This window comes from Chloracidobacterium validum, assembly GCF_018304825.1.
GTDB lineage: Bacteria > Acidobacteriota > Blastocatellia > Chloracidobacteriales > Chloracidobacteriaceae > Chloracidobacterium > Chloracidobacterium validum.
This window is the reverse complement of the sequence record NZ_CP072649.1, coordinates 490,249-512,302: the sequence shown is the minus strand read 5'-3', so window position 1 is coordinate 512,302 and position 22,054 is coordinate 490,249. Positions and strand designations below refer to the sequence as shown.

Annotated in this window: 17 protein-coding genes; 3 read left to right on the top strand and 14 right to left on the bottom strand. The window is 62.2% G+C overall.

Translation table 11 applies throughout. The features are described from left to right. Positions 1-175: 175 nt before the first annotated feature. The 10 genes from J8C06_RS13280 to trpB all read right to left on the bottom strand — a co-directional run bounded on the left by J8C06_RS13280 (position 176) and on the right by trpB (position 12,932). The gene (locus J8C06_RS13280) at positions 176-2,437 is read right to left on the bottom strand and encodes a hypothetical protein (protein ID WP_211429910.1); all 2,262 of its coding nucleotides are present in this window, start codon (positions 2,435-2,437) and stop codon (positions 176-178) included. 396 nt (positions 2,438-2,833) lie between these two features. Further along, on the bottom strand, positions 2,834-3,295 hold the full coding sequence (locus tag J8C06_RS13275; RefSeq protein WP_211429909.1) for a hypothetical protein: 462 nt from the start codon (positions 3,293-3,295) through the stop codon (positions 2,834-2,836). A 1-nt stretch (position 3,296) separates the two neighbouring features. After that, on the bottom strand, positions 3,297-4,169 hold the full coding sequence (locus J8C06_RS13270; RefSeq protein WP_211429908.1) for a radical SAM protein: 873 nt from the start codon (positions 4,167-4,169) through the stop codon (positions 3,297-3,299). A 21-nt stretch (positions 4,170-4,190) separates the two neighbouring features. Next, positions 4,191-5,033: a radical SAM protein gene (locus J8C06_RS13265; protein WP_211429907.1), complete on the bottom strand. Its 843-nt coding sequence runs from the start codon at positions 5,031-5,033 to the stop codon at positions 4,191-4,193. Between the two features lie 10 nt (positions 5,034-5,043). Next, positions 5,044-6,177 (bottom strand): radical SAM/SPASM domain-containing protein, encoded by a 1,134-nt coding sequence (locus J8C06_RS13260; RefSeq protein ID WP_211429906.1) that lies wholly within the window; start codon positions 6,175-6,177, stop codon positions 5,044-5,046. Beyond that, positions 6,131-7,942, bottom strand: a complete 1,812-nt coding sequence (locus J8C06_RS13255) for a hypothetical protein (protein WP_211429905.1) — start codon at positions 7,940-7,942, stop codon at positions 6,131-6,133. Before J8C06_RS13255 ends, J8C06_RS13260 begins: the two co-directional genes overlap by 47 nt. Continuing rightward, on the bottom strand, positions 7,939-9,180 hold the full coding sequence (locus J8C06_RS13250) for a hypothetical protein (protein ID WP_211429904.1): 1,242 nt from the start codon (positions 9,178-9,180) through the stop codon (positions 7,939-7,941). Before J8C06_RS13250 ends, J8C06_RS13255 begins: the two co-directional genes overlap by 4 nt. Before the next feature lie 237 nt (positions 9,181-9,417). Further along, positions 9,418-10,977: a glycine betaine ABC transporter substrate-binding protein gene (locus J8C06_RS13245; protein ID WP_211429903.1), complete on the bottom strand. Its 1,560-nt coding sequence runs from the start codon at positions 10,975-10,977 to the stop codon at positions 9,418-9,420. A 9-nt stretch (positions 10,978-10,986) separates the two neighbouring features. Beyond that, on the bottom strand, positions 10,987-11,721 hold the full coding sequence (locus J8C06_RS13240) for an ATP-binding cassette domain-containing protein (RefSeq protein WP_211429902.1): 735 nt from the start codon (positions 11,719-11,721) through the stop codon (positions 10,987-10,989). 32 nt (positions 11,722-11,753) lie between these two features. Beyond that, a complete protein-coding gene (trpB, locus tag J8C06_RS13235) occupies positions 11,754-12,932 on the bottom strand; it encodes a tryptophan synthase subunit beta (protein ID WP_211430644.1) in 1,179 nt (392 codons plus the stop codon). Positions 12,933-12,986: 54 nt separating this feature from the next. Between trpB and J8C06_RS13230 the strand changes: the two genes are divergently transcribed. The 3 genes from J8C06_RS13230 to J8C06_RS13220 all read left to right on the top strand — a co-directional run bounded on the left by J8C06_RS13230 (position 12,987) and on the right by J8C06_RS13220 (position 16,644). After that, on the top strand, positions 12,987-14,549 hold the full coding sequence (locus J8C06_RS13230) for an acyclic terpene utilization AtuA family protein (protein ID WP_455423734.1): 1,563 nt from the start codon (positions 12,987-12,989) through the stop codon (positions 14,547-14,549). A 22-nt stretch (positions 14,550-14,571) separates the two neighbouring features. Beyond that, positions 14,572-16,128, top strand: a complete 1,557-nt coding sequence (locus J8C06_RS13225) for an ATP-binding protein (RefSeq protein ID WP_246602184.1) — start codon at positions 14,572-14,574, stop codon at positions 16,126-16,128. 147 nt (positions 16,129-16,275) lie between these two features. Continuing rightward, positions 16,276-16,644 carry a hypothetical protein gene (locus J8C06_RS13220; RefSeq protein WP_211430613.1) on the top strand — a complete coding sequence of 123 codons (369 nt, stop codon included), beginning with the start codon at positions 16,276-16,278 and terminating at the stop codon, positions 16,642-16,644. A 101-nt stretch (positions 16,645-16,745) separates the two neighbouring features. On the opposite strand, the gene J8C06_RS13215 is transcribed toward J8C06_RS13220, so the two are convergent. The 4 genes from J8C06_RS13215 to J8C06_RS13200 all read right to left on the bottom strand — a co-directional run bounded on the left by J8C06_RS13215 (position 16,746) and on the right by J8C06_RS13200 (position 21,920). Beyond that, positions 16,746-17,672 (bottom strand): pseudouridine-5'-phosphate glycosidase, encoded by a 927-nt coding sequence (locus J8C06_RS13215; RefSeq protein ID WP_211430612.1) that lies wholly within the window; start codon positions 17,670-17,672, stop codon positions 16,746-16,748. Further along, positions 17,669-19,222, bottom strand: a complete 1,554-nt coding sequence (locus J8C06_RS13210) for an N-acyl-D-amino-acid deacylase family protein (protein ID WP_246602183.1) — start codon at positions 19,220-19,222, stop codon at positions 17,669-17,671. The genes J8C06_RS13215 and J8C06_RS13210 overlap by 4 nt, the downstream gene beginning before the upstream one ends. 95 nt (positions 19,223-19,317) lie before the next feature. After that, entirely contained in the window at positions 19,318-21,450 is a 2,133-nt protein-coding gene (locus J8C06_RS13205; RefSeq protein ID WP_211430610.1) for a xanthine dehydrogenase family protein molybdopterin-binding subunit, read from the bottom strand. Then, positions 21,447-21,920, bottom strand: coding sequence for a (2Fe-2S)-binding protein (locus tag J8C06_RS13200; protein WP_211430609.1), 474 nt, complete (start codon positions 21,918-21,920; stop codon positions 21,447-21,449). Before J8C06_RS13200 ends, J8C06_RS13205 begins: the two co-directional genes overlap by 4 nt. Between the last annotated feature and the right edge of the window lie 134 nt (positions 21,921-22,054).

Sequence of the window (22,054 nt, the reverse complement as noted above, 5' to 3'; positions counted from 1 at the left end):
CACCCTCCTACCGGCTGTGATGTGGTTGATAGCCGGCATTCAAGTGAAAACCATCGCCAGCTAGCCACACTTGCCTTGCGCGCCGTCGCACCTGCCGGTTGCATTCCAAGCGCGATAGTTCAGCGCGAAGCACCGTCAGATTCAGGCACCGGAGCTAAGCGTTGCCAATGAATTTTTACGGCTTGTTGACGGTGAGACGATCAGGACTGACTTTTACGTCTGGCGGCTCGATAACGTAATCAGGGCTTGGCACAATCCTGGCCTGCCCCCGTACCGTCACTACATCGGTCATGTTGATGTCAAATTGGCTTACAAACTCAACCTCCTCAGACTTCGTGGCCTGACTCGCGAAGACCTTAATTGTGCGGTGCGGTTGAGGAACACTTACCTGTCCGAATCCAATCATATTTTGCTTGACAACGTTAACACTGACACTGAGTGATGTTAAGTTCGCTGTGAAGCCATCGACACTGACCGTGACACGACACTTCGAGGTATTGCCTGCTGTGATGGTGGCCGGATTGAAGGGACCGACACTTTGAAGTGTCACCAACGGTTTTACTTGCACCGGAAACCACGCAGTGTGCCAGAAACTGCCTAGATTGCAGTCATACGCCGTCCATCTCGCCAACAAGGCCATCTCGCCAATGTGGTTTCCTGAGACTTCTGCTTCCGACTGTCCAGCTTGCACCACCGCGCCAGCCCCATTCGCCGAACTGTACTCCCACGTCTGTACCCACGCCAGTTGCGGAACGTGAAGCCCACCATAACACGTCAGGTACTGCTCAAAAGCCCGGTAGGGACGTACCTGCGTCACCCCAAGCGCCCCAGGACCGGTAATCCACCCACTCCCAAACAAATCCCCACAGCAGTTGTAGCAAGCATACGTGCTGCTCGCCTCCGTCCTGGAGTCTAGATACTCCGCCCGCCCTACCATCCCTTTCGTCTCCACACCCTGCACCGACCAGAAAAACTGCCCCCGCTCACACCACGACGGCATCCGTTCCCCACGCGCGTCCGGCTGCTCCATCAATTCCACCCTCCTCAAGTCAATCATCACCGTTTCCCCAGGCCCCAGCTTCGCCTGCCCAAACCCATAGTCCTCCCCACGCTCAAACCGCACCGAAGCGTGATACCGCACTTCCTTGTCCGTCGTGTTCTTCAAATACACCACCGTGTTCTCATCCATCCCCAACCGCACCGGATAACTCCCCGTCGCGCTCGGAATCATCTCCCGATCCACCACCGGCACCCGATACCCTCGCGCCCCATCTTCCCGCTCCACATCTACCGCAGCCCCAATCGTCCCAGCCCCACTCCCATACGCCAACTCGATCCCGGCTATCTGCATCCCACGCCGCTCCTCCTCACTCAGAACCACCGCCAGCGTCCGCGTCTCGCCCGCCCCTAACCGCACCGTCTCCAACTCCCGCCGCGCCATCGCCTCCCCAACCCGTCCAACCAACCACCCCCTCACCTCGCTCTCCCGAGCGCCAAAGTTGTGAACTGTCACGTATGGCGTCACCTTCCCTTTCACCAGCGGTCGCACCCGGACCCCATTCGCATGCCAGACCCCATCCCTGGCACGCCCTAAATCCATGAACGACACCACACTCACATACCCAGCCGCGTTCCACACCCACCCATTCGCTCGCACCGCACCCACCTCATCACTCTCCACCACCACGCCTCCAGACCGCGGCACCTCCCCCAACGCCAACCCAACATCTACCAACCGTGTCGCCCGCCCCCCAAGTTCAAACCGGACGCCTTTCCCATCTTTCCCATCCACACGTACCCGCACCCCCACCGGCCGCTCTGTCACGTTCGTCACCGCCACCTTCAGCGCCCCACCCCGCGGCAGCCGATACACCCCGGCCAACCAAGTCGTCGCCAAACTCACCCGCGCATCCGACAGCCGGTCGCTCACCAACCGTCCACGCCGATCCTTCATCTCCACTTGCGCCCCAAGCACCAATGGCGCCCCTTCAAACGCCAACGCCACGCTCCCGCTCCCAAATGCCGTCCCTTCCCGCGCTCCAAGCTCCGCCAACGGCACGACCCGAAACGACTGCCCCGCGATGGTCAGCGGTGGGGCGCGATGCCGCCGCCCATCCAGCGCAAACAGCGTCGGCTGCACGGTCAACGGCTGCGGACTCTTGTTGTTGAGCAGCAAGGTGGTTTCCACGTCTGACGCCACCCAGTAGTAAGACGAGGTCAACACCTGAGTCGAACCGCCAGGCATAGCGCAGCCCCTCGGTGGTGGCTGGGGCGCCTGAGTCTGGGCGTGAGCAGACGTCAACCCACGCTGGATGACCGCCCACCCCCAGACGCCCGCCATGCCCAGGCACAGAACAACGCCAGCGGCAACGCGAGCGGCAACCACCTGGACGGCAAGTAGATTGGCGACAGACAGACGGCGTGACGGCAGCAGCATAGCCATACCCCTTTGATGAAGGTATCTTGCTTTTTCTAAACCTACTATTACGAAGGCACATCAATTAGGCAATCTACTTTGCCTGGCTTGTCCAGCAAGTTTTTGCTTTCTGGCGCTGGCTGTCCGGTCATTCAGTTGAAATCCCTCGTCCGCGCGCGTCCGCAACATCCTCCTGACCAGCTCTTGACCAGTCGCTGGCGGGGCTTCGGGATCGGTCGGGAAAAACAAACCCCGCCCTTGCGGACGGGGTACGTGCCCATTGGTTTTGACCGCTTGCCATCGGTCGTGGTTTTCAGGGACCTGTGCCGAGCGATTCATCGGCGGTTAACGTAAGGTCTATACCGTTGGCATCCACCACAAGAGAACCCAACCATCCCTGTCATCACGCACAATCCTTCACTTCGCAACCCACTGGCCGCCACGCCAGCGATACTCCACATCGTAGTTTTCATCATCCCGCGACGCCACGGCTCGCTTGGTTGGCTCGCCGTTGACGATGGTAACTTTTTCATCCCACTTGTTGTTCCGGTTGAGGTCAATTTTGGCTCGATTCCAACCCTGCCCCGGCGTATCGCAGTACAGGCTGATTTTGTACGGACGACCGGGAAAGGCATCCTTGATGCGGTCGGTGGTCGCCGGTCGGCGCAGCGCTTCCAGGAGGTCACGATCCACCGGACGCAGCTTGCCGTCGCTTGCCGGGAGAGGCGGCGACTGCGGCGCAGCCGATGGCGTCGGCGGCTGGGCCGCCGGTGACGTCACTGACTCCCGGTTGACCAACCACACGCACGAACCAACGATTCCAGCAAACAAAACGAAGCCACCAGTAATGACCAACGCCAAAAATGTTCTGAACTTCATACTAGCCTCCCCGCCGGCCCAGACTTGCCATCATGCCGCGTTCAATGGGAACAGTGCAGTTGCAGTAGGCATACTGGCACGGACGGGCAAGGTCGTAGAGCTGAAACGTACTATCCAAAAAGTTACCCAGATATTCGCGGCGGTAGCGCCGGGCCGGGTAGCACCGCCAGGCCGCGCCGCGGTCGTCCAGTGTGAACGCCAATGCACCCGCCCAACAGGGTTGCCCCTCAAACGACGGCGCAATCACACCTAGGTCATTGTGGCCGCCAAGCGTCACAAGCTGGGCCTGCTCCTCAACAGTGTAAGGAATGACATCGCGGTTCTGTTTTTCGGGCTGAACTTTGAAGCGAATGCCGGCAGCCGCAAAGTGCTGCGCCAGCGCCGGAAGCTCTGGCAGGTTAGCCCGTGTGGCCACACAGGTCACATTGAATGTTGCGCCGGCCGGCAAGCGGGACAAGACGTACCGGGCTTTCTCAAGAAACTGCGCCAAGGCTTCATCCGTGCTGACGTATTCACGGTGCAAGCTGGCGGAAAAGACGCGCAGTGCGCTTCCCGCCGCTGCCAGGAAGTGGTCGAGCTTGTCCACCGAAGCCGAAAAGTTGGTCACGACACTGACCCGGTGGCCCATCTTGGCCAGGGCAGCGACCACTTCCATCAACGTCGGATGCAGGAACGGCTCGCCACCGGACAGCTTGATTTCCCACCGCCCCGGCAACCGGCGAAACCCCTCCAGAAAGCGCGGTGTATCGCGGGCCCAGCGCGTCCGGTCGTCCAGAAACCGCTGCGTGCAGTACGAACACCGGTAGTTGCACGTCGTGTTCAAGTTCCACATGACAACGCCTTCCGGCGGACGCGGCGGCAACTGGGTCGTCATCGCATCGTCTCCTTCCACAGGTTACGCTCCAAGCTCAACGATCCCACGGTTGGCCGGCACGGTGCAGGGACAAATGTCATACCGGCAAACCGCCGGCCCTGGCGCCAAACGGAATGTGCCATCCAGCACGTTCCCCAAGTACCCTTCACCAAACCGCTTTGCCGTGCGACACGCAAAAGCCCGACCAAATTGGTCTAGAACGAAATAGGCCGTCCCGGCCCAACAGCGCCGCCCACGATAGGATGGCGCAACGTTTGCCTCGCGCGCCGTCGGACACGCCCCGGTGATCGCTTGGACGAGTGGCAACTCCTCCGCGTCATAGGCATGGACACCATGCTTGGTCTTCATGACCTGCGGAAAGTACTTCAGGCCGGCAGCTTCGACTTCGGCCTTGACGGCGGCCAACTCGGCGACCGTCCCGGGAACCAGCACATTGTTGACAACAAAGGCAGTTTCCGGCCGCAGCCAGGACCGGAACGTCCGGGCCTTGGCCACAAAAGCCCCAACATCAACATATTCCCGGTGCAAACTCACCGAGACGACCTCCAGCCGGTCGCCCACCAGCGCCACGAACCGCCGCAGCACGCCGAGCGGCGCGGAGAAATTCGTCAGCACCGAAACCCGATGCGGGAGCGTGGCCAACCCAGGGATGATGCGCTCCATAAAGCCCCGGAAAGCAAATGGCTCGCCACCCGACATCTTGATTTCCCACACGCCCGGCAAGTCGGCAAAGAACGCCAAAAAACGGTCAATGTCAGCATCCGACGGATGACCCTGCCGGTATTTCCGGGACTGAATGCAGTACGAGCAGTCGTAGTTACAGACGCCGTTGGTCTGCCATTCAATTGTCGGACGTGGTGGCATAGCGCCTCCCTTACGCAACCGGAACCGGCAGTGCCGGGTAAGGCGAAGAATTTTCGTTATCAGATGCTTGTTGTCCCGTCCGCGCTCGATAGACCCCCTCCCCCAACTGCGCCCGTACCTTCCGCGCCACCTTCACGTTCTGGTTGAATTTCCCGCACTGGTGGCAGGCTTCCGCATACTGCCCCGCCATCAAACGCGCCCGCATCGCCTCCCACTGCGCTCCAAACCACTGGGACGAAAACGTTCCCCAATCCAAATGCCCGACCCTGAGCGTGGCCGCGCAGCAATACAGCAGCTCACCTTCAACCGTGATCCGAGCGTAGTGCCAACCCATGAAACACCCTACGGCTTCAATCGGCGTCGTTGCCAACCCGTCCGCCGTGAGCTGATGGGCAAAAACCTCCAGATTGGTTGCCACACCCAACCGTGCTGCCAGCGACTGTGCAGCCGGGACGAGCCGCGTCTGTAAATCCCGGCGCTGCGCTTCCGTGATGGCGCACGCCTCGGTGCCCTGGCCTAGGCTGGCCAACTTGAAGGTCACCTGCCGTGCGCCATACCGCGCGGCAAAGCGCACCATGTCCACCAGCTCCGGCGCCGTGTCACGGTTGATGACCTGGACGTGCTTGACCGGCACGCCGAGCGCTTGCCACCGTGCCAGCAACGCTTTCAACCGTTCAAAATCAGCAGGACGCAAGTTTGGATGAAACGCCACGTAGGACGCCGGACTCACGCCGTTGACCGACACCAGCATTGCGTCCACCCCCAGGGCGGCAATCCGGTCGGCATCGGCCAACAGCGCATTCGTCAAAACGGTCACATGCCACCCCTGCCGCTTGCACTCGGCAATGATGTCGTAGATTGCCGGATTAACAAACGGATCGCCCATGCCCGATAAAATCACGGCTTCAACTGAACGCAGTCCAGCGAGGTCGGCAGCCAGTGTCCTGAACCGCTCTAGGCTAAAAAGCTTCCGCTTCCAGTCCACTGAGCGTGGCTGAGACAGCAGCGGCGAGTGATCCCAGCAGGTCGTGCAGTTCGTGTTACAGCCGTTGGCTAGGTCCACATGAACGGTTTGTGGCCCAACGAGCGTCCGTCCTTCAGCAATCCCCTGCCAGCGTTGTTGACGCGCCCAGGGCAACCCCATGCTGCACCTCCTCAGCGGCGGCCACCAACCCGGCCAGCCAGCGAAATGGATCCTGTTCGGCCCCGGCCGTGTGCCGCTCCACGACGCCCAGCACCCGGTAGAGGCTGTCACCCGTCCCGTGTGCCGCCACCAACAAGCGCGTCAGCACCCGGACTTGATCATCGGGCGCTACCCGCCGCGACCATGGCAGATGCCGCAGAAAAGCCGCCCGCGCGCGGTCATCTACAAACGCCTCTAGGGCAGTTGCCAGCCGCCCCCACAGTGTCAGAGCGGCTTCCAGGTCAGCCGCATCAGTCGGCGGCGGCAGGCGGCGTAAAAATGTCAGCGCCTCATCCACGGTGAAGCTATCGGGGACAGTGGCAAGCCACTCAGCCAGATCATCGCCATCGGTCACAGCCGACGTCACTGCCCACAGCCGCGCCAGCAAACCCGCATCGGGACGGTGGCTTTCCAGCCAGCGACACAGGCGGGGTGTGGCGCGGGCCGCCGCCGCCTGGAGTTCGGACTGGTCGAGCAGGAGTTGTAGGGCGTACGTGGCGGCCTGCCGCGCCCCATCCGGCAGCACGAACGCCGCCGCCCGCGCCGCCAGGCGCTCCCGCGTGAACTCGTCACGGAGGCGCGCGAGCAGTCCGGACAATGCGGACGTATCCGGCTCACCGGTGGCGCGCGCCGGTAACTGGAGCGCGGCTCCGGCCGCAACGGCCCGTGCCAGACGGGCCGCTTGGTCATCAGCTATTTTTTCCTGGGCAAAGAGTGCCGTCGGGACGCCCATGGAAAGCAGCTCGTAGGTAGTATTGAACCCGGCGGCCGAAATGGCCGCATCCAGTCCGGCGAAATCCTCGGCCGCCAACGGCTCGGTCAGCCAAGTGATTCGTGCCCCCCGGCGCGGACTGCCGGTAAACAACGGACCTGCCCCAACCACCAGATGGATATCCTGTTCCGGCAGCAGCGCATCCATGAGCGTCGTGAGGGTACGCTCGGCGGTAGCATCGCCTCCGCCCCCGGCGCTCAACCACAGCGCAAAAGCATCATCGGGCACCCCCAGTCGCCGTCGCGCCGTTGCCCGGTCATGTCGCTCATCTGGCTCGCGGAGCAGGATGGGCGGCACGCAACGTACCCGTGACCGAACGACTGCCGGGAATACCGGGGCGCACACGGATGGTGGAGGCGCGCCATCCGTGCCTTGCATGTCGTCGGCTTGCTCACCAACTTGCCCGGCGCCGGCCTGCCACGCGGCGGCATCCGTCTCAAAATCGTCGAGATCAATATCGTTATCAGATGCTTGTTCCACCAGCCCTGGCTCGACGATGCTCAGGATTCGATCGTAGTACGGCAGCCAAGCGGCAAATCCGGCCGCGTCAAACCCCTCTCGCACGGCCCGGTGAATGAACATCTTGCGGCCCGGCATATCCAGCGCCGGGCCAAGTTCCCCAAACGTGCCGCCCGGAAAGGTATCCACCAGCAGGAGGTCAGGATTGAGTAACCCCAGGCTGTGCCAGACCCACTGGCGCGCCAGACGCAGGTAATCGTCCTTTGGCAGACCAGCCGTTCGCACGACCGTTTTGCTCGGCAACTTGAACGTTGCGAAACCTTCACGCAGCGCAAGTTGACCCGCCTCAGACGTCGTCAGCACGTAGGCATCCAGCCGCCGGCCGGCGCACAACGCCAACCGGCGCATCCAGCGCAACACGGCCAGCGTCCGCGTCAGATGTCCGACGCCGGCCCCATTGACGGCATAAGCCACGACCGTCAGCGCCCGCGTCATGACACGTCCACTCCGTAACGATAAGGTTCGGTCGGAGACTGATACGTATAGCCCGGATGCATTTGCCGATACTGATACACTTCGGGAATAAAGTCGCCGTCCAGGCGTCCGTCGGTCATGACATCCCACCACAACAGATCGGAAGCAAAATCGTAGCGGTCGTAACGGTCGTAATAGGCCACCCGGTCGTAGTCCCGCCAGAATCGCTGGCGCCGTGCCGCCAATCGTTCACGCGGGTCGCGCAACCAGGACTGCGCATCCGCCGGACGAAGCTGTGTTCCCGCATACTTCGGGCGCGAAAACTTGGTCAGCTTCCGCTCCAGCTTGCCAATCTCGGTTGTCAAGTACTGCCGCTCTTCATTCAGTTGCCGTCCGGCCAGGGCTGTCGTGTACTCGAGTTGCTTTTCAATGCCGTCAAGCCGCTTGATCAGTGACTCGCGCACGCGATCACCACCTGCCCACTGAAACAGTTGCTCCCGATTGGCGAAAGCGAGATGCTCGCGCAGCATCCGGCGGAAGTCTGCCAGCACAAATGCCGGCAGGTCGGCCAACCGGCGCTGAGTTTCATTGAGTTCGGCGATCAACCGACGCACGTCCTGGATTTCGCCTTCAATGCCCTGGAGCGTCTTCTGGCAGACCTCACGCCCGCGCAACAGATGCTCATACGCGGCGCGCACCTCGGAAAACGCCTTGCAGCCAAACTTTTCTGTAATCTCGTCGCCGCGCTTCCAGTCTTTGTAGTACTGCAAGGTGAGGATACTTTGCCGGTAGCTGGGCGTGCGGTAGCCACGCCGGTACAGGCTCACGAAATCCGGTTCCTGCTCATAGCGTTGCAAGCCACTCTCAATCAGCGTCAGCTCATCACCCGCTTGTTTGGCCCGCAGCGTCAGTTCTCCAGCGGTTGGGTCGAGGAGTTCCTGTCGCCGGATGAAACGCGCATCGGCCCTGATTTCGGCAGCACGTTGGGTTAGGCGGTTCTGCTCACGCGCGAGGTAGTCGGTCAGGTTGAGGCCTCGGAAGCGGCCATAGCCGGTCCACGCTTCAACGGCGTTGAGTGCTGGTTGATCAAGGGTTGGGAGGTTGACCTGCGCCAGTTCGTCAAGCGTTTGTTCGCGCAGTTGTTGAAGCTCCTGCCGACGCGCGTCATGGCGGGCAAATTCAGCCGGCAGGGCAGCCAGGGCTTGCTGCAAGTCGAAGCGACGTTGCCGGGCCAACGAGAGAAATTGGCTGACGTGCACAAACGACGCCCTTTCAGAAAGATTGTGATCAAGCGCACGCCAACAGCCTAATCAGGAATAACGGCAACGACAAGTACTCATTCAACGTGCGTAACCGGCGGCCAGGCGTTTGTCAGGCCAGGAGACCCCGCGCCGGGTTCGTGTTCAGTTGGTTCTTCAGGCGCATACCACGACAATCCAGGCTGAATCGCCTTGGTCTGGGTAAAAAGTGGCAATACAGCTAGCCTGAGCCAAACGTCAGGGCGCGGATGAGCGACTCGAATGAGAGGCAAGGAGAAACGCGGCCGCCACCTCGCGGGGCGTCTGCCGTTGCCCATCCACGGCATGGTTCATCCGGCGCATGGTGTCGGTGTCAATCACATTGCCAAGCCCGCGCACGACGCTTGGCAGCGCCGGCGCCGCATCCCACGCGGCTTGCCGGACCACATAGACCGCCTGGTAAGGCGGGAAGTAGCGCCGGTCGTCGTCGAGCGCAACCAAATCGAGCGCGGCAATCAACCCGTCGGTGGCATTGCCGGCGATAATGTCCACTTCGCCGGCCGCCAGCGCGCGGTAGGTCAACGACAAATCCATTTCACGCGGGGAGACGAAGCGAAAACCATAGGTCGCGCGGAAGCCCGCATAGCCGTCCGCGCGCGACATGAAATCCTGACCAAAACCGGCCCGCCACTGAAGTGGCGACCGGGCGGCGTCCGAAATGGTTTTCAGGTGATACTCGACTGCCGTCTGGCGACGCACCAGGATGGCAAAGTCATTCCGAAAACCCAACGGTGGGCCAACCACCAAACCAAAGCGCCGGGCGTAGTCCTGCCGGACTTGCGCATAGACTTCCTGCGGATCGGACAGCGGGCGCTTGCCCAGGATCGCCGTCCAAGCCGTGCCGGTGTATTCGGGATACACGTCAACGGCACCGGCCAGCAGTGACTCGTGCGCTAGGTTGCCGCCCAGCTCGAAGCGCCGCTCGACGGCAACGCCCTGGGCTTCGAGCTGCTGCGCCAGAATCTCGGCCAGGATCACCGATTCGGTGAAATCCTTCGAGCCGACCACGACGCGCGAACGAACGTTATCAGCCGCAGGTAACTCCACCCAGTAGCTCCAGGCGACCGGCAAAAGAATGCCGGCCAACCCGCCAAAGGCAACCAGCCAGCGCCAAGGCGTCCGGCGCTGGGCCTGTGGCGCACGCTCGAAGGCCGCGAAGACGGCGTCCGCCAGCAGCGCCAGCAACGCGGCCAAGGCGCCACCGATCAGGAGCAGCCGATTGTCGTTTTGCCGTAGCCCGCGAAAAATGAACGTCCCCAATCCACCCGCGCCAATCGCGGCGGCAATCGTGGCGGTCCCGACCGAGAGAACCACCGCCACCCGCGCCCCGGCAAACATGACGTTGGCGGCCAGCGGCAGTTCGACGTAGAGCAAGCGCTGCCAACTCGTCAACCCGAGCGCCTCGGCCGCCTCCCGGAGATTCGGCGCAACACCCAGCAAGCCGGTGGCCGTATTCCGCACAATTGGCAACAGGGCATAAAGCGTCAGTGCAACAATCGCCGTCCGCGCCCCAATGCCGCCCAACCACGGCAGCGGCAACAACAACCCGAATAAAGCCAGACTCGGAATCGTTTGCGTCACATTGACCAGCAGGAACACGACCCGGCGCACCGCCGGATGACGCGCCGCAACGATACCCAACGGAATCCCCAACCCACAGGCCAGCAAGGTTGCCACGACGACAAGCAAGACGTGCTCACGCCAGGCCACAAGCAGTGCCGTGTGTTGTTCCGCGAGAACCTCAAGCCAGGGCGTCATAGGCAAGCGTCAGAGACCGGCCGCCTGCACATACTCGCGCGCGGCCGGAACATCCAGTTCCAGAAACTTGGCCGGTGGCGCGTCGGCCACCAACCGTCCGTGGGACAGCAAGCAAATGCGGGTGCCAATGCGGAGGGCTTCCTGCAAGTCATGGGTCACAAACAAAGCGGTTTTCCCCAGGTCGGCAACGAGCGTGGCAAAGGCCTGCTGCAACCGGGCGCGCGCGACCGGATCGAGCGCCCCAAACGGCTCATCCAGCAGGAGTAGGGGTGGGTCAAGCGCCAGCGCCCGCGCAATCCCGACGCGCTGCCGCTCGCCGCCGGAGAGTTCCGCCGGGAAGCGGTCGGCGTACTGGCTGGCCGGCAACCCAACCCGCTCCAAAAGCGTCTCGACGCGCGCCCGCCGCTGCGCCGCCGGCCACCGTTCAAGCTCCAACAGCAAACCAACGTTGCGGGCAACCGTCATGTGGGGAAAGAGTCCAGCGTCCTGCATGACATAGCCCATCCGCCGCCGCAGATGAACCGGGTTCCAGTCCACCGCTGGACGCCCCTCGACCCATACCTCACCAGCGGTCGGTTCAAGCAACCGATTCATGAGCTTGAGCAAGGATGTCTTGCCGCTCCCCGACGCGCCCAGCAGCATGACCAGCTCACCAGCACCAACCCGGAGACTGATCCCATCGAGCACGATGGCGCGGTCATAGGCCAGGCAAACCTCGCGTAGCTCCAGTTGAAACCGACTCACCGGACAGTTCTCTCGGGTAAAAAGCTGCGGCGCTAGGCGGAAGCGTCGCCATACGCCAGGACGGTTTGAAGGTCCTTGTCACCCCGGCCACAGAGGTTGAGCAAGACCACCGTATCCGGCGGCCACGCCGCGGCCGCGCGCAACACGTAGGCCACCGCATGGGCCGGTTCGAGCGCCGGGATGATCCCCTCGCTCCGGGACAGCTTGTGAAAAGCTGCCACGGCCGCATCATCCGTCACGGCCTCATACTGCACCCGCCCGATGCTTTTCAGATAAGCATGTTCAGGACCAACCGAAGGATAGTCTAGCCCGGCCGATATGCTGTGGGTTGCCTGAATCTGACCATCGGCATCCTGCAGGACGTAGCTTCGCATGCCGTGCAACGTGCCAGGCGTTCCCTTGGCCAGCACCGCGCCATGCGCCTGGGTATCAAGCCCCTGGCCGCCCGGTTCGACGCCGATGAGCCGTACCGACGCGTCCTCTAGGAAAGCCGTAAACATCCCAATCGCGTTCGAGCCGCCGCCGACACAAGCCACCACCACATCCGGTAAACGTCCGGCCAGCGCCAACATTTGCGCCCGTGCCTCGTCGCCGATAATGCGCTGGAAGGACTTGACGATCGTGGGAAAGGGATGCGGACCGGCAGCCGTTCCGAGTACGTAGTGGGTCGTCCGCAGGTTGGTCATCCAATCGCGTAGCGCGTCATTGATGGCGTCTTTGAGCGTCCGCCCACCCGTTTTGACCGGATGCACCGTTGCGCCCAGCAACCGCATGCGAAAGACATTTGGCTGCTGGCGGGCCATGTCCACCTCGCCCATATAGACCTCGGTTTCGAGACCGAGCAGCGCCCCGGCCATGGCCGTCGCCACGCCGTGCTGCCCAGCGCCGGTTTCGGCAATCAAGCGGGTCTTGCCCATTTGCTTCGCCAAGAGCGCCTGCCCAAGGGCATTGTTGGTTTTATGCGCGCCACCATGCAGGAGGTCTTCGCGCTTGAGGTAGAGCTTGATGCCAAGCTCGCGCGACAAATTGCCGGCGTAAAACAACGGGGTTGGACGGCCCGAAAACTCGGACGAAAGGCGCTGAAACGTGGCCTGAAACGTGGCGTCTGACCGGGCAGCCAGAAACGCGGCTTCCAGTTCTTCAAGCGCCGGGATGAGTGTTTCCGGCGCATAGACACCGCCAAACGGGCCAAAATAGCCAAGTGATTGCATCATGACGTAGCCAACTGATGGAAAGTGAAGGTGAGGGGGCGTCGAGACCAAACATTGACGACCAAGCCGCCGGCCGCCACCCGGTTGACCGAGCGACAGGGTGTTATATCACGCCTCTGGCAACCAACGACCGTCCGATTCCCCGCTTCCGCTCGGCAGGGCAGTTGGGTATCGTTTGCCCAGCATCTCACCCTGCGCGGTCACCCGGCACTTCACGCTGACGCGCGCACTCAGGATCAGGAAACCACTGCCATGAAAACGATTCGTATTGCCTGCGGGCAAGGCTTCTGGGGCGACTGGCTCGAAGCCCCGGTGCGCCTCATCGAAGGCGGCCCAATAGATTATCTCGTGCTCGACTACCTGGCCGAAGTCACGATGTCCATCATGCAGAAACAAAAGGCGCGTAACCCGAAAGCCGGATTCGCCACCGACTTTGTTGCCCTCATGGATCGCATCCTGCCTCAGGTGCTGGCGAAAAACACGCGGGTCATTGCCAATGCCGGCGGCGTCAACCCACAGGCCTGTGCCGAGGCGGTCCGCCTGGTGGCCGTCAAGCACGGTCTGGCCGATCAGCTTCGCATTGGCATCGTCGCGGGCGACGACATCCTCCCCCGACTGGATGCGCTTCTGGCCGATGGTCACCGACTTGAAAACTTAGACACTGGCCAACCCCTGGCCGATGTCCGCGCGCATATCCAGAGCGTCAATGTCTATTTCGGCGCCCAACCTATCGTCGAAGCCCTCCAGCAGGGGGCCCAGGTGATTATCACCGGACGCTGCACGGATACCGGGCTGGCCCTGGCGCCTTGCATGTATGAGTTTGGATGGGCCGCTGATGACTGGCATCGCCTAGCCGCCGGAACGGTAGCAGGTCACATCATTGAGTGTGGGGCGCAGTGTACCGGAGGGAACTGTTTGGTGGACTGGGAAACCATGTCCGACTTTGCCAACATCGGCTTCCCAATCGTCGAAATGCACGAAGATGGAACGTTCGTCGTTACCAAGCATCCCAACACCGGCGGGCGGGTATCGGTTGCCTCGGTCAAAGAGCAGCTCGTTTACGAAATGGGCGATCCAACCACCTATATTACGCCGGACTGTATTGCCGATTTCACGACCATTCGGCTGGCGCCGGATGGAGATGATCGCGTCCGCGTGTGGGGAATCGCGGGACGGCCGGCAACGGCGTTTTACAAAGTCTCGGCCAGCTACTTTGCCGGCTACAAAGCCGTCGGCAGTCTCATCTATGCCTGGCCGGACGCCTACGCCAAGGCTCGCCGCGCCGACGCCATGCTGCGCCAGCGGTTGCACGATCTCGGATTGCGCTTCGATGAAATTTGGACCGAGTATGTCGGCGCTGGGGCCTGTCATGGCTTACAACTGGCCGGAGAACCATCGCGTGACATCCCGGAAGTCGTCCTGCGGGTTGCCGTCCGATCAAGCGACCAAGCCAGTGTCGAACGCTTTACCAAAGAACTCGCGCCACTAGCCCTCAACGGTCCGCCAACCGTGACCGGCTTTGGGTCAGGGCGTCCCAAGGTCGAGGAAGTCGTGGCGTACTTCCCAGCGCTCATTCCTAAGTCGGTGGTCACGCCCCAGGTTTCGCTCCTGGCTTGATGTCACGCCAAGGTGCATCCCCATGCGGTACTTCAACACGGCCGGGCCGTGCAATGCTCAAGACCACTACATGCTGTCGCCGGTGGAGCGGCTGCCAGAGCTGCGGCGGCTGATTGACCAGAAGGCATACTTCGTGGTGCATGCGCCGCGCCAAGTTGGGAAGACGACCCTGATGCTGACGCTGGCGCGGCAGTTGACGGAAGAAGGGCGCTATGCGGCGGTCCTGCTCTCACTCGAAGTCGGCGCGGCGTTCAATACTGACCCTGACCGGGCAGAAGTGGCGATTCTGGGCGCGTGGCAGGTGGACAGTCGGGTGTGGCTGCCGCCGGCGTTGGGCTTGCCTGCCCTGGAGGCCAACGCGCCGGCCGGACAGCGGTTGTTGTCGGCATTGACAACTTGGGCGCAGACCTGTCCACGTCCATTGGTGCTTTTTCTGGATGAGATTGATTCATTAGAGAACGAAACACTGGTGTCGGTGTTGCGGCAGTTGCGGCATGGGTATCGGAATCGGCCGCAGGCGTTTCCGTGGTCGCTGGCGTTGATTGGGATGCGGGACGTGCGGGATTACAAGGTAGCGGCGGGCGGCAGCGACCGACTGCACACCGCCAGCCCCTTCAACATCAAGATGCGCTCCCTGACCCTGGGGAACTTCACCCAGGACGAAGTCGCCCAGCTCTATCGCCAGCACACGACCGAGACCGGACAGGTGTTTACCGACGAGGCGGTGGCTTACGCCTACGACCTGACCGCCGGGCAGCCCTGGCTGGTCAACGCCCTGGCCAAGGTGTGCGTCGAGGAACTGGTCGAGGACACGGGCCAGACCATCACCCGTGACGACATCGAGGCGGCGAAGTGGGTGCTGATCGAGCGGCAGGACACGCATTTGGACAGCCTGGCGGAGCGGTTGCGTGAGCCGCGCGTCCGCAACCTCATCGCGCCGATGCTGGCGGGTGATTTGCCGGGCGACCTGCCGGACGATGACCGGCGGTACGTGCTGGACTTAGGGCTGGTGCGCCGCAACCCAGACACCGGCGTGTTGGAAGTCGCCAACCCGGTGTACCGGGAGGTGCTGCCGCGGGTGCTGTCGGGCGGGGTACAGGATGCGCTGCCACGCCTTGAGCCGGTATGGCTGGATGGCGAAGGGCGGCTGGTGCCGGAGAAGTTGCTGGAGGCATTTTTAGGGTTTTGGCGGCAGCACGGGGAGCCATTGCTGCGCGGGGTAGCGTATCACGAGATTGCGCCGCACATCGTGCTGATGGCGTACTTGCAGCGGGTGGAGAACGGCGGGGGGCGGGTGACGCGGGAGTACGCGATTGGGTCTGGGCGGATGGATGTGTGTTTGCGGTACGGTGGGGTGACGGTGGGGATTGAGCTGAAGGTGTGGCGGGAGGGGGCGGGCGACCCGGAGGCGGAAGGGCTGGAGCAGTTGGAGAGGTACCTGGCGGGGCTTGCGGCTGGGGCGGTGGGGTGGCTGGTGATCTTTGACCGGCGGGCTGGGCAGCCGCCGGTGGCGGAGCGGACGCGGGCGTACCGGGCGGTGACGCCGGGCGGGCGAACGGTGACGGTCGTCCGGGCCTGACAGGTGACAGCCGGCAAAAATTTCGGAATTTTTTGAACCTCAAGCAGCCCTGTATCGTTACGGATTACGTCGCAAGACAACGATATGGAAAAGCAACTAGAGACTTATTCCATATCGTAATCTTCGGAAGACTTTACAGGAGCTCTTATGCGTTTCTTCGGAAAATCTCTCGTTCTCGCCATGACCCTGACTGCCCTGCTTGGTGTTTCAGCTCTGGCAGGAGAAATGACCAAGACCCTGACGCTCAACCGTGACATCTCGGTCAACGGCACGGTTGTGAAAAAGGGAACTTACAAGGTCAAAATCAACAAGGAAACGGGCGAGATGACCATTTTGAATGGCAAGGAAGTGGTTGCAAAGACAACGGTTACACTTGCAACCGACGAGCGTAAGGCTAATGGCGATGAAATCGCCCTTACCCAGAGCGGCGACACAAACGTTCTCAAGAGCGTCAAATTCGACGGCTCCCGCGACCGCTTCAACGTCACCAGCGCCCAAGCTGCCCCAAATCAATAAACTAAGAAACTGGTAGTGTCTTAGCCAAAACGCCCGGCACATTGTCCGGGCGTTTTCTTCAATGAAACATGTTTTTTTACAACTTGTTTCATTGGTGTTTATTAGATCATCTTCTCTCTCTGGCGAGCTAGCTCACAGGCAAGAAGCGTAGCTACCGAAGCGTTGCACTTTAGTAACGCAACATTGACATCCAGACTTTTGTTCCCACTCAAAGTGCATACGCGCGATAACAGGAAAGGGGTCACCGCAGCGCCCTGGACACCTTCGGCTTCGGCTTCGGCGAGTGCTGTCTGGATGACCATCTCGGCGTCTGGTAATTCCTCTGGCGGCGGCTGGACAACCAGCATGCCCCCACCTTGCCAAGTGCGCTCCACCCGCCATAGGTGAGCCAGTAGCTCCAGCCGCTCAACCGTGACGTTCAGCGTGTAACCACTGCTTGCCGTGTAAAAGGCCGGGAACTCACGGCAGCGCCAGCCCACGACCGGAACGCCAAGCGTCTCGAGCCATTCGAGCGTCGCCGGAATGTCTAAAATTGCCTTTGCGCCGGCACAAACGACCAGTACCGGATAGCGCGCCAGCGCCGGCAAATCCCCGCTGATGTCCCACGTCCGGGACGCCCCCCGGTGAACGCCACCGATACCACCAGTCGCCATCACTTCGATGCCAGCCATCGCCGCCACGCGCGCCGTCGCGCCAACGGTAGTTGCCCCGTCCTGCCTCAGCGCAACTGCCGCCGCCAGATCGCGCGCGCTCAACTTGGCCACCGACCGTCCATCCTGGGTTGCCCGCCCAAATTGCGTTATCAGATGCTTGTCCATCCCAACCAGGACGGCTCCACCGCTCACCCCAATCGTCGCCGGCACCGCCCCACCCGCCCGCACGACTGCCTCTAAGGCCAAGGCTGTCTCGATGTTGACCGGATACGGTAGCCCATGGCTAATCACCGCGCTTTCCAATGCCACCACCGGCCGCCCCTCCGCCAAGGCAACCGCCACGTCAGGCGCAAACTCGACTGGCACAGGCGTCATTCGACCTCGCCCAACACGGCCCGCCGCACCGGCTGCCCCGGACGCGCGCCGGTTAGCTTCCCGTCCTGAAACACCAGGCTACCGTTGACCCACACCGCATCAACCCCGGTCGGAAAATGGTGTGGGTCCTCATAAGTGGATGTATCTTGAATCGTTCGGTCGTCAAACAGCACGAGGTCGGCAATGAAACCTTCCCGGATGAGTCCCCGCTGACCTAACCGGAAGGTACGCGCCGGCAGGCTGGTCATCTTGCGGACGGCGTCCTCCAGGGTCAGAACCCCAAGCTCCCGGACGTAGCGCCCCAGCACGCGCGCGTTGTTGCCGTAGCCACGCGGATGCGGCGACCCAACCCCCACCTTCCGCACGCCGGCATCGGATGCCACCATCGTGAACGGCTCGCGCATGATGCGCGCGACGTCGTCCTCATGCATCGAGTGATAGATCATCCCGGCGCCGCCCTGCTCATACATGACGACGATTTGCTCGAGCTGGGCATCCAAACTGTCCGTTTCCTGCGCCAGGCGCGTCACCTCGACCAAATTTTTGCCGTTATAGTCTAAATTCGCCCCGTAAAAGGCCACGACGGCATAGCTGAAATCCGTGCGCTGCTTCGACTCCAGGCTTTCCCGCAATTCCCGTTTCACGCGCTCCCGCGTTGCCGGATCGGCCAGGCGCTGCCGCGCTTCCTGCTGCCCCCCGGCCAGCACCCAGTTGGGAAGCATGCTCTCCAGACTGGTCGAGGAAGCCGTGTAGGCATACTGATCTACCGTCACCTCCAGCCCCCGTGCGCGGGCGGCTCGAATCAGACCCAACACACGGTCACTCTGTCTCCACAGCCGTGGCGTGGCAACCTTGAGATGTGAAATGTCAACCGGCAGCTTGGCACGTTCGCCGATGGTCAGAGCTTCCTCGATGGCTTCCAAAACACCATTGCCTTCATTGCGCATGTGGGTGACATAGAGCCCGCCGGCCGCGCCGGCCACTTCCGCCAAGGCAATGACTTCATCGGTCTTGGCAAAGCTGCCCGGCGCATAAATCAGGCCCGTGGAAAGCCCAACCGCGCCCTCCTCCATGGCTTTCGCCACGAGTCGCTTCATCTCGGCCAACTCATCCGCCGTCGGTTCGCGGTCGGCATACTTCATCACGGCCGCCCGCACCGAACCATGGGCAATGAGCGTCGCCAGATTGACCGTCAGCGGCGTCTCGCGGTAACGCCCCAAAAACTCACCGACATTGGTCACCGATGCCCCGCAGTTCCCCGTCACCAGCGTGGTGACGCCCATGCGGATGAAGTTCTCGGCGTCGGGGTAGCTGAAGATGTCCTCGACATGGGCGTGAACATCAATGAACCCCGGCGCCAGGATCCGGTCTTTGGCATCCACCACCACCCTGGCCGTGCCGGGAAGGTGGCGACCAACCCGCGCAATGCGTCCGTCGCGCAGCGCGACGTCGGCCCGAAACCAGGGATTGCCCGTGCCGTCCACGACCCGGGCGTTTTTGATGAGCACATCGTAGCCGGCTGTTTTTTCGTCAGAGGAAGACGATATCATCAGTGGCGCATGCGCCGCCGCACGCCACGCCGGGCCCCAACTACCTGACACCAGAACCAGCAACACCAACCACCAGAGCGGTTGCTTTGGCCTGCTCATACGTCGAGTTCGATGGGGAGCTTCCGAATCCGCTTTCCGGTCAGGGCAAAAAGCGCATTGCACACGGCCGGCGCGGTCGGCGGCAGCGCCGGCTCACCCGCGCCCGACGGCGCTTCTCCGCTCTGGATGAGGTGAACTTCCACCTTTGGCATCTCACCCAATCGCAGGAGCGGGTAGTCGTTGAAGTTCGACTGGACAACCCGCCCCTTCTCAACCGTAATCGCTCCATAGAGCGCGGCGCTCAGAGCAAAAACGATGCTGCCTTCGATTTGGGCTTCGACTTGGCTGGGATTGACCACCGTCCCAACATCCATGGCGCAGACCACCCGGTGAATGCGCGGCAGATCGTCCTCGATTGAAACCTCTGCGACCTGGGCGCAAAACGCCCCAAATGAAAAATGCGCCGCGACACCGCGAGCTTGTCCCTTGGGAAGTGGCTTGCCCCACCCGGCAGCTTTCGCCGCAACGTCCAGGACCTGCTTCAGGCGTGGCGACTTCCCCAGCAGTTTGAGGCGAAACGCCACCGGATCGGCCTGCGCGGCGTGGGCCAGTTCATCGATCCAGGATTCCTGCACAAAGGCGTTTTGCGAGTCGAACACCGCCCGCCAGAAACCAATCGGCACGCCGGTGTTCGCGCGGACGTACTCGGCACGGAAGTTCGGCACGTCATATTGCATCGAGCTGATGCCGGCCATCGCGCCCGGATCAACGCCTTTGCCACCGTCCGGCTGGCGCTGTCCACGAATCGAGGGAGCGACCAGCCGGTGCAGGATGGCCACCGGCTGCCCCTGCTCAGATAAGCCACCTTTGACGACGTGGAGGCTGGCCGGACGGTACCAACCGTGCTGCATGTCCTCTTCGCGGGTCCAGGTTACCTGTACTGGTCGGCCGTTGAGTCGTTTGGCGACCTCGACGGCGTCCGCGGCGTAATCGGCCTCGATGCGCCGTCCAAAGCCGCCACCGAGCAAGGTGACGTGAATCTTGATCCGCGCGGCATCCAAGCCCGTGATGCGCCGGGCTTCGTCCAGCACGAAGTTTGGAAATTGCGTCGGCGCCCAGACTTCACAGCTTTCCGCCGTCACTCGGGCCGTACAGTTCTGTGGCTCGAGCGTGGCATGGTGCAGAAAGGGAACCTCATAAATGGCTTCGAGTCGCTTGGCCGCCTGGGCAAGCGCCGACTCCGCATCGCCATCGTTGCGGGCAATATCGCCCGACGCCTTGGCTTTTTCGGCAAACAGGGCGCGAATGGACGCGCTGGATAGCTCCGCATGTGGCCCATCATCCCAAGTCACGCGCAGCTTTTTTGCGCCCTCAAAGGCCGCCCACGTATTGGTTGCCACCACGGCTACGCCACGGTCGGTCACGAAAACCTGCTCGACGCCGGGAATGGCTTTGGCCGCCTGATCGTCCACCTGCTTCGGCTTGCCGCCAAAGACCGGCGCATGCACCATCGTGGCAAACCGCATGTCCGGCTGCCGGACATCCATGCCATAGACGGCCTTGCCTGTGACGATGTCTGGGTTGTCGTATCGCGCGACGCGCCGCCCAATCAGCTTGAAGTCTTTGGGGTCTTTGAGTTTGACCGTTTTGGGGTCGGGCGCTGGCAACGCGGCCGCATCGGCGACCAGTTCCCCGTAACTGAGTTTTTTCGCCGGGTCGGAAGGGTGTAGCACGTATCCGGCTTCCGTCCGGCAGTCGGCCGCTGCCACATTCCAGCGCCGGGCGGCTACCTCAACCAGCATGGTGCGCGCCGTGGCACCGGTGCGCCGGAGCGGTTCCCACGCGCCCCGGAGACTACCGCTGCCGCCGGTGCCCTGAAACCCATACCGGGACGGATCGAACGAAGCGGTCTCCACCGTGACGGCCGACCAGTCCACATCGAGTTCCTCGGCAACGAGCATCGGCAAGCCCGTGCGCACGCCCTGGCCCATTTCGGTTTTATTGACCGTGATGAGAATCCGCCCATCCGGGTGGATGGTCAGAAAAGCATTGGGCGCCAGCGCCGCCCCCCCGGCCGCCGTCACCCGGCTGTCGGCTGACTCGACCTGACAGCCCAGCGTCAGTGCCGCGCCGGCCAGCGTAACCCCGGTGAGAAAATCACGACGTGAGAGATTCGTAACCGTCGTCATGCGCGTTTCTCCGCCTTCCGTAAGGTCACCGCGCGATTGACGGCCGCGCGGATGCGCTGGTAGGTCCCACACCGGCAGAGATTCCCCGCCAGCGCATTGGCAATGTCGTCATCCGTGGGCTTTGGATTTTTGGCCAGCAGCGCCGCGGCCGCCATGATCTGCCCCGGCTGGCAGTAGCCACACTGCGCCACGTCTTCAAGCTTCCAGGCAACCTGCACCGGATGCGTGCCATCCGGCGACAGCCCCTCAATGGTGGTGACGGTCTTGCCTTCGGCACCTGAGAGTGGAAACACGCAAGCCCGGACGGCTACCCCGTCCACATGCAGGGTACAAGCCCCGCACAGACCAGCGCCACAACCGTACTTTGTCCCAGTCAAACCCAAGACATCACGCAGCACCCACAAAAGCGGCATGTCAGCCGGCGCGTTGCAAGCTTGCTTGACGCCGTTGACCGTCACCGTGATCGACATACTCAATACCTCGTCGCTTACCGTCGCCTTGACCCTTACCGTCGCCTTGACGCCCCCTGCGAGGCGCTTTCCACTCGCGCTTTCGCTACCTCAGCTTTTACGCTACTCGCCGCAAAAACACAATGCAACGTTAG

Excerpts from the sequence above, each read along its gene's own strand:
- J8C06_RS13280 (WP_211429910.1), bottom strand. The coding sequence starts at position 2,437 with ATGCTGCTGCCGTCACGCCGTCTGTCTGTCGCCAATCTACTTGCCGTC.
- J8C06_RS13275 (WP_211429909.1), bottom strand. The coding sequence starts at position 3,295 with ATGAAGTTCAGAACATTTTTGGCGTTGGTCATTACTGGTGGCTTCGTT.
- J8C06_RS13270 (WP_211429908.1), bottom strand. The coding sequence starts at position 4,169 with ATGACGACCCAGTTGCCGCCGCGTCCGCCGGAAGGCGTTGTCATGTGG.
- J8C06_RS13265 (WP_211429907.1), bottom strand. The coding sequence starts at position 5,033 with ATGCCACCACGTCCGACAATTGAATGGCAGACCAACGGCGTCTGTAAC.
- J8C06_RS13260 (WP_211429906.1), bottom strand. The coding sequence starts at position 6,177 with ATGGGGTTGCCCTGGGCGCGTCAACAACGCTGGCAGGGGATTGCTGAA.
- J8C06_RS13255 (WP_211429905.1), bottom strand. The coding sequence starts at position 7,942 with ATGACGCGGGCGCTGACGGTCGTGGCTTATGCCGTCAATGGGGCCGGC.
- J8C06_RS13245 (WP_211429903.1), bottom strand. The coding sequence starts at position 10,977 with ATGACGCCCTGGCTTGAGGTTCTCGCGGAACAACACACGGCACTGCTT.
- trpB (WP_211430644.1), bottom strand. The coding sequence starts at position 12,932 with ATGCAATCACTTGGCTATTTTGGCCCGTTTGGCGGTGTCTATGCGCCG.
- J8C06_RS13225 (WP_246602184.1), top strand. The coding sequence starts at position 14,572 with ATGCGGTACTTCAACACGGCCGGGCCGTGCAATGCTCAAGACCACTAC.
- J8C06_RS13220 (WP_211430613.1), top strand. The coding sequence starts at position 16,276 with ATGCGTTTCTTCGGAAAATCTCTCGTTCTCGCCATGACCCTGACTGCC.
- J8C06_RS13215 (WP_211430612.1), bottom strand. The coding sequence starts at position 17,672 with ATGACGCCTGTGCCAGTCGAGTTTGCGCCTGACGTGGCGGTTGCCTTG.
- J8C06_RS13210 (WP_246602183.1), bottom strand. The coding sequence starts at position 19,222 with ATGATATCGTCTTCCTCTGACGAAAAAACAGCCGGCTACGATGTGCTC.
- J8C06_RS13205 (WP_211430610.1), bottom strand. The coding sequence starts at position 21,450 with ATGACGACGGTTACGAATCTCTCACGTCGTGATTTTCTCACCGGGGTT.
- J8C06_RS13200 (WP_211430609.1), bottom strand. The coding sequence starts at position 21,920 with ATGTCGATCACGGTGACGGTCAACGGCGTCAAGCAAGCTTGCAACGCG.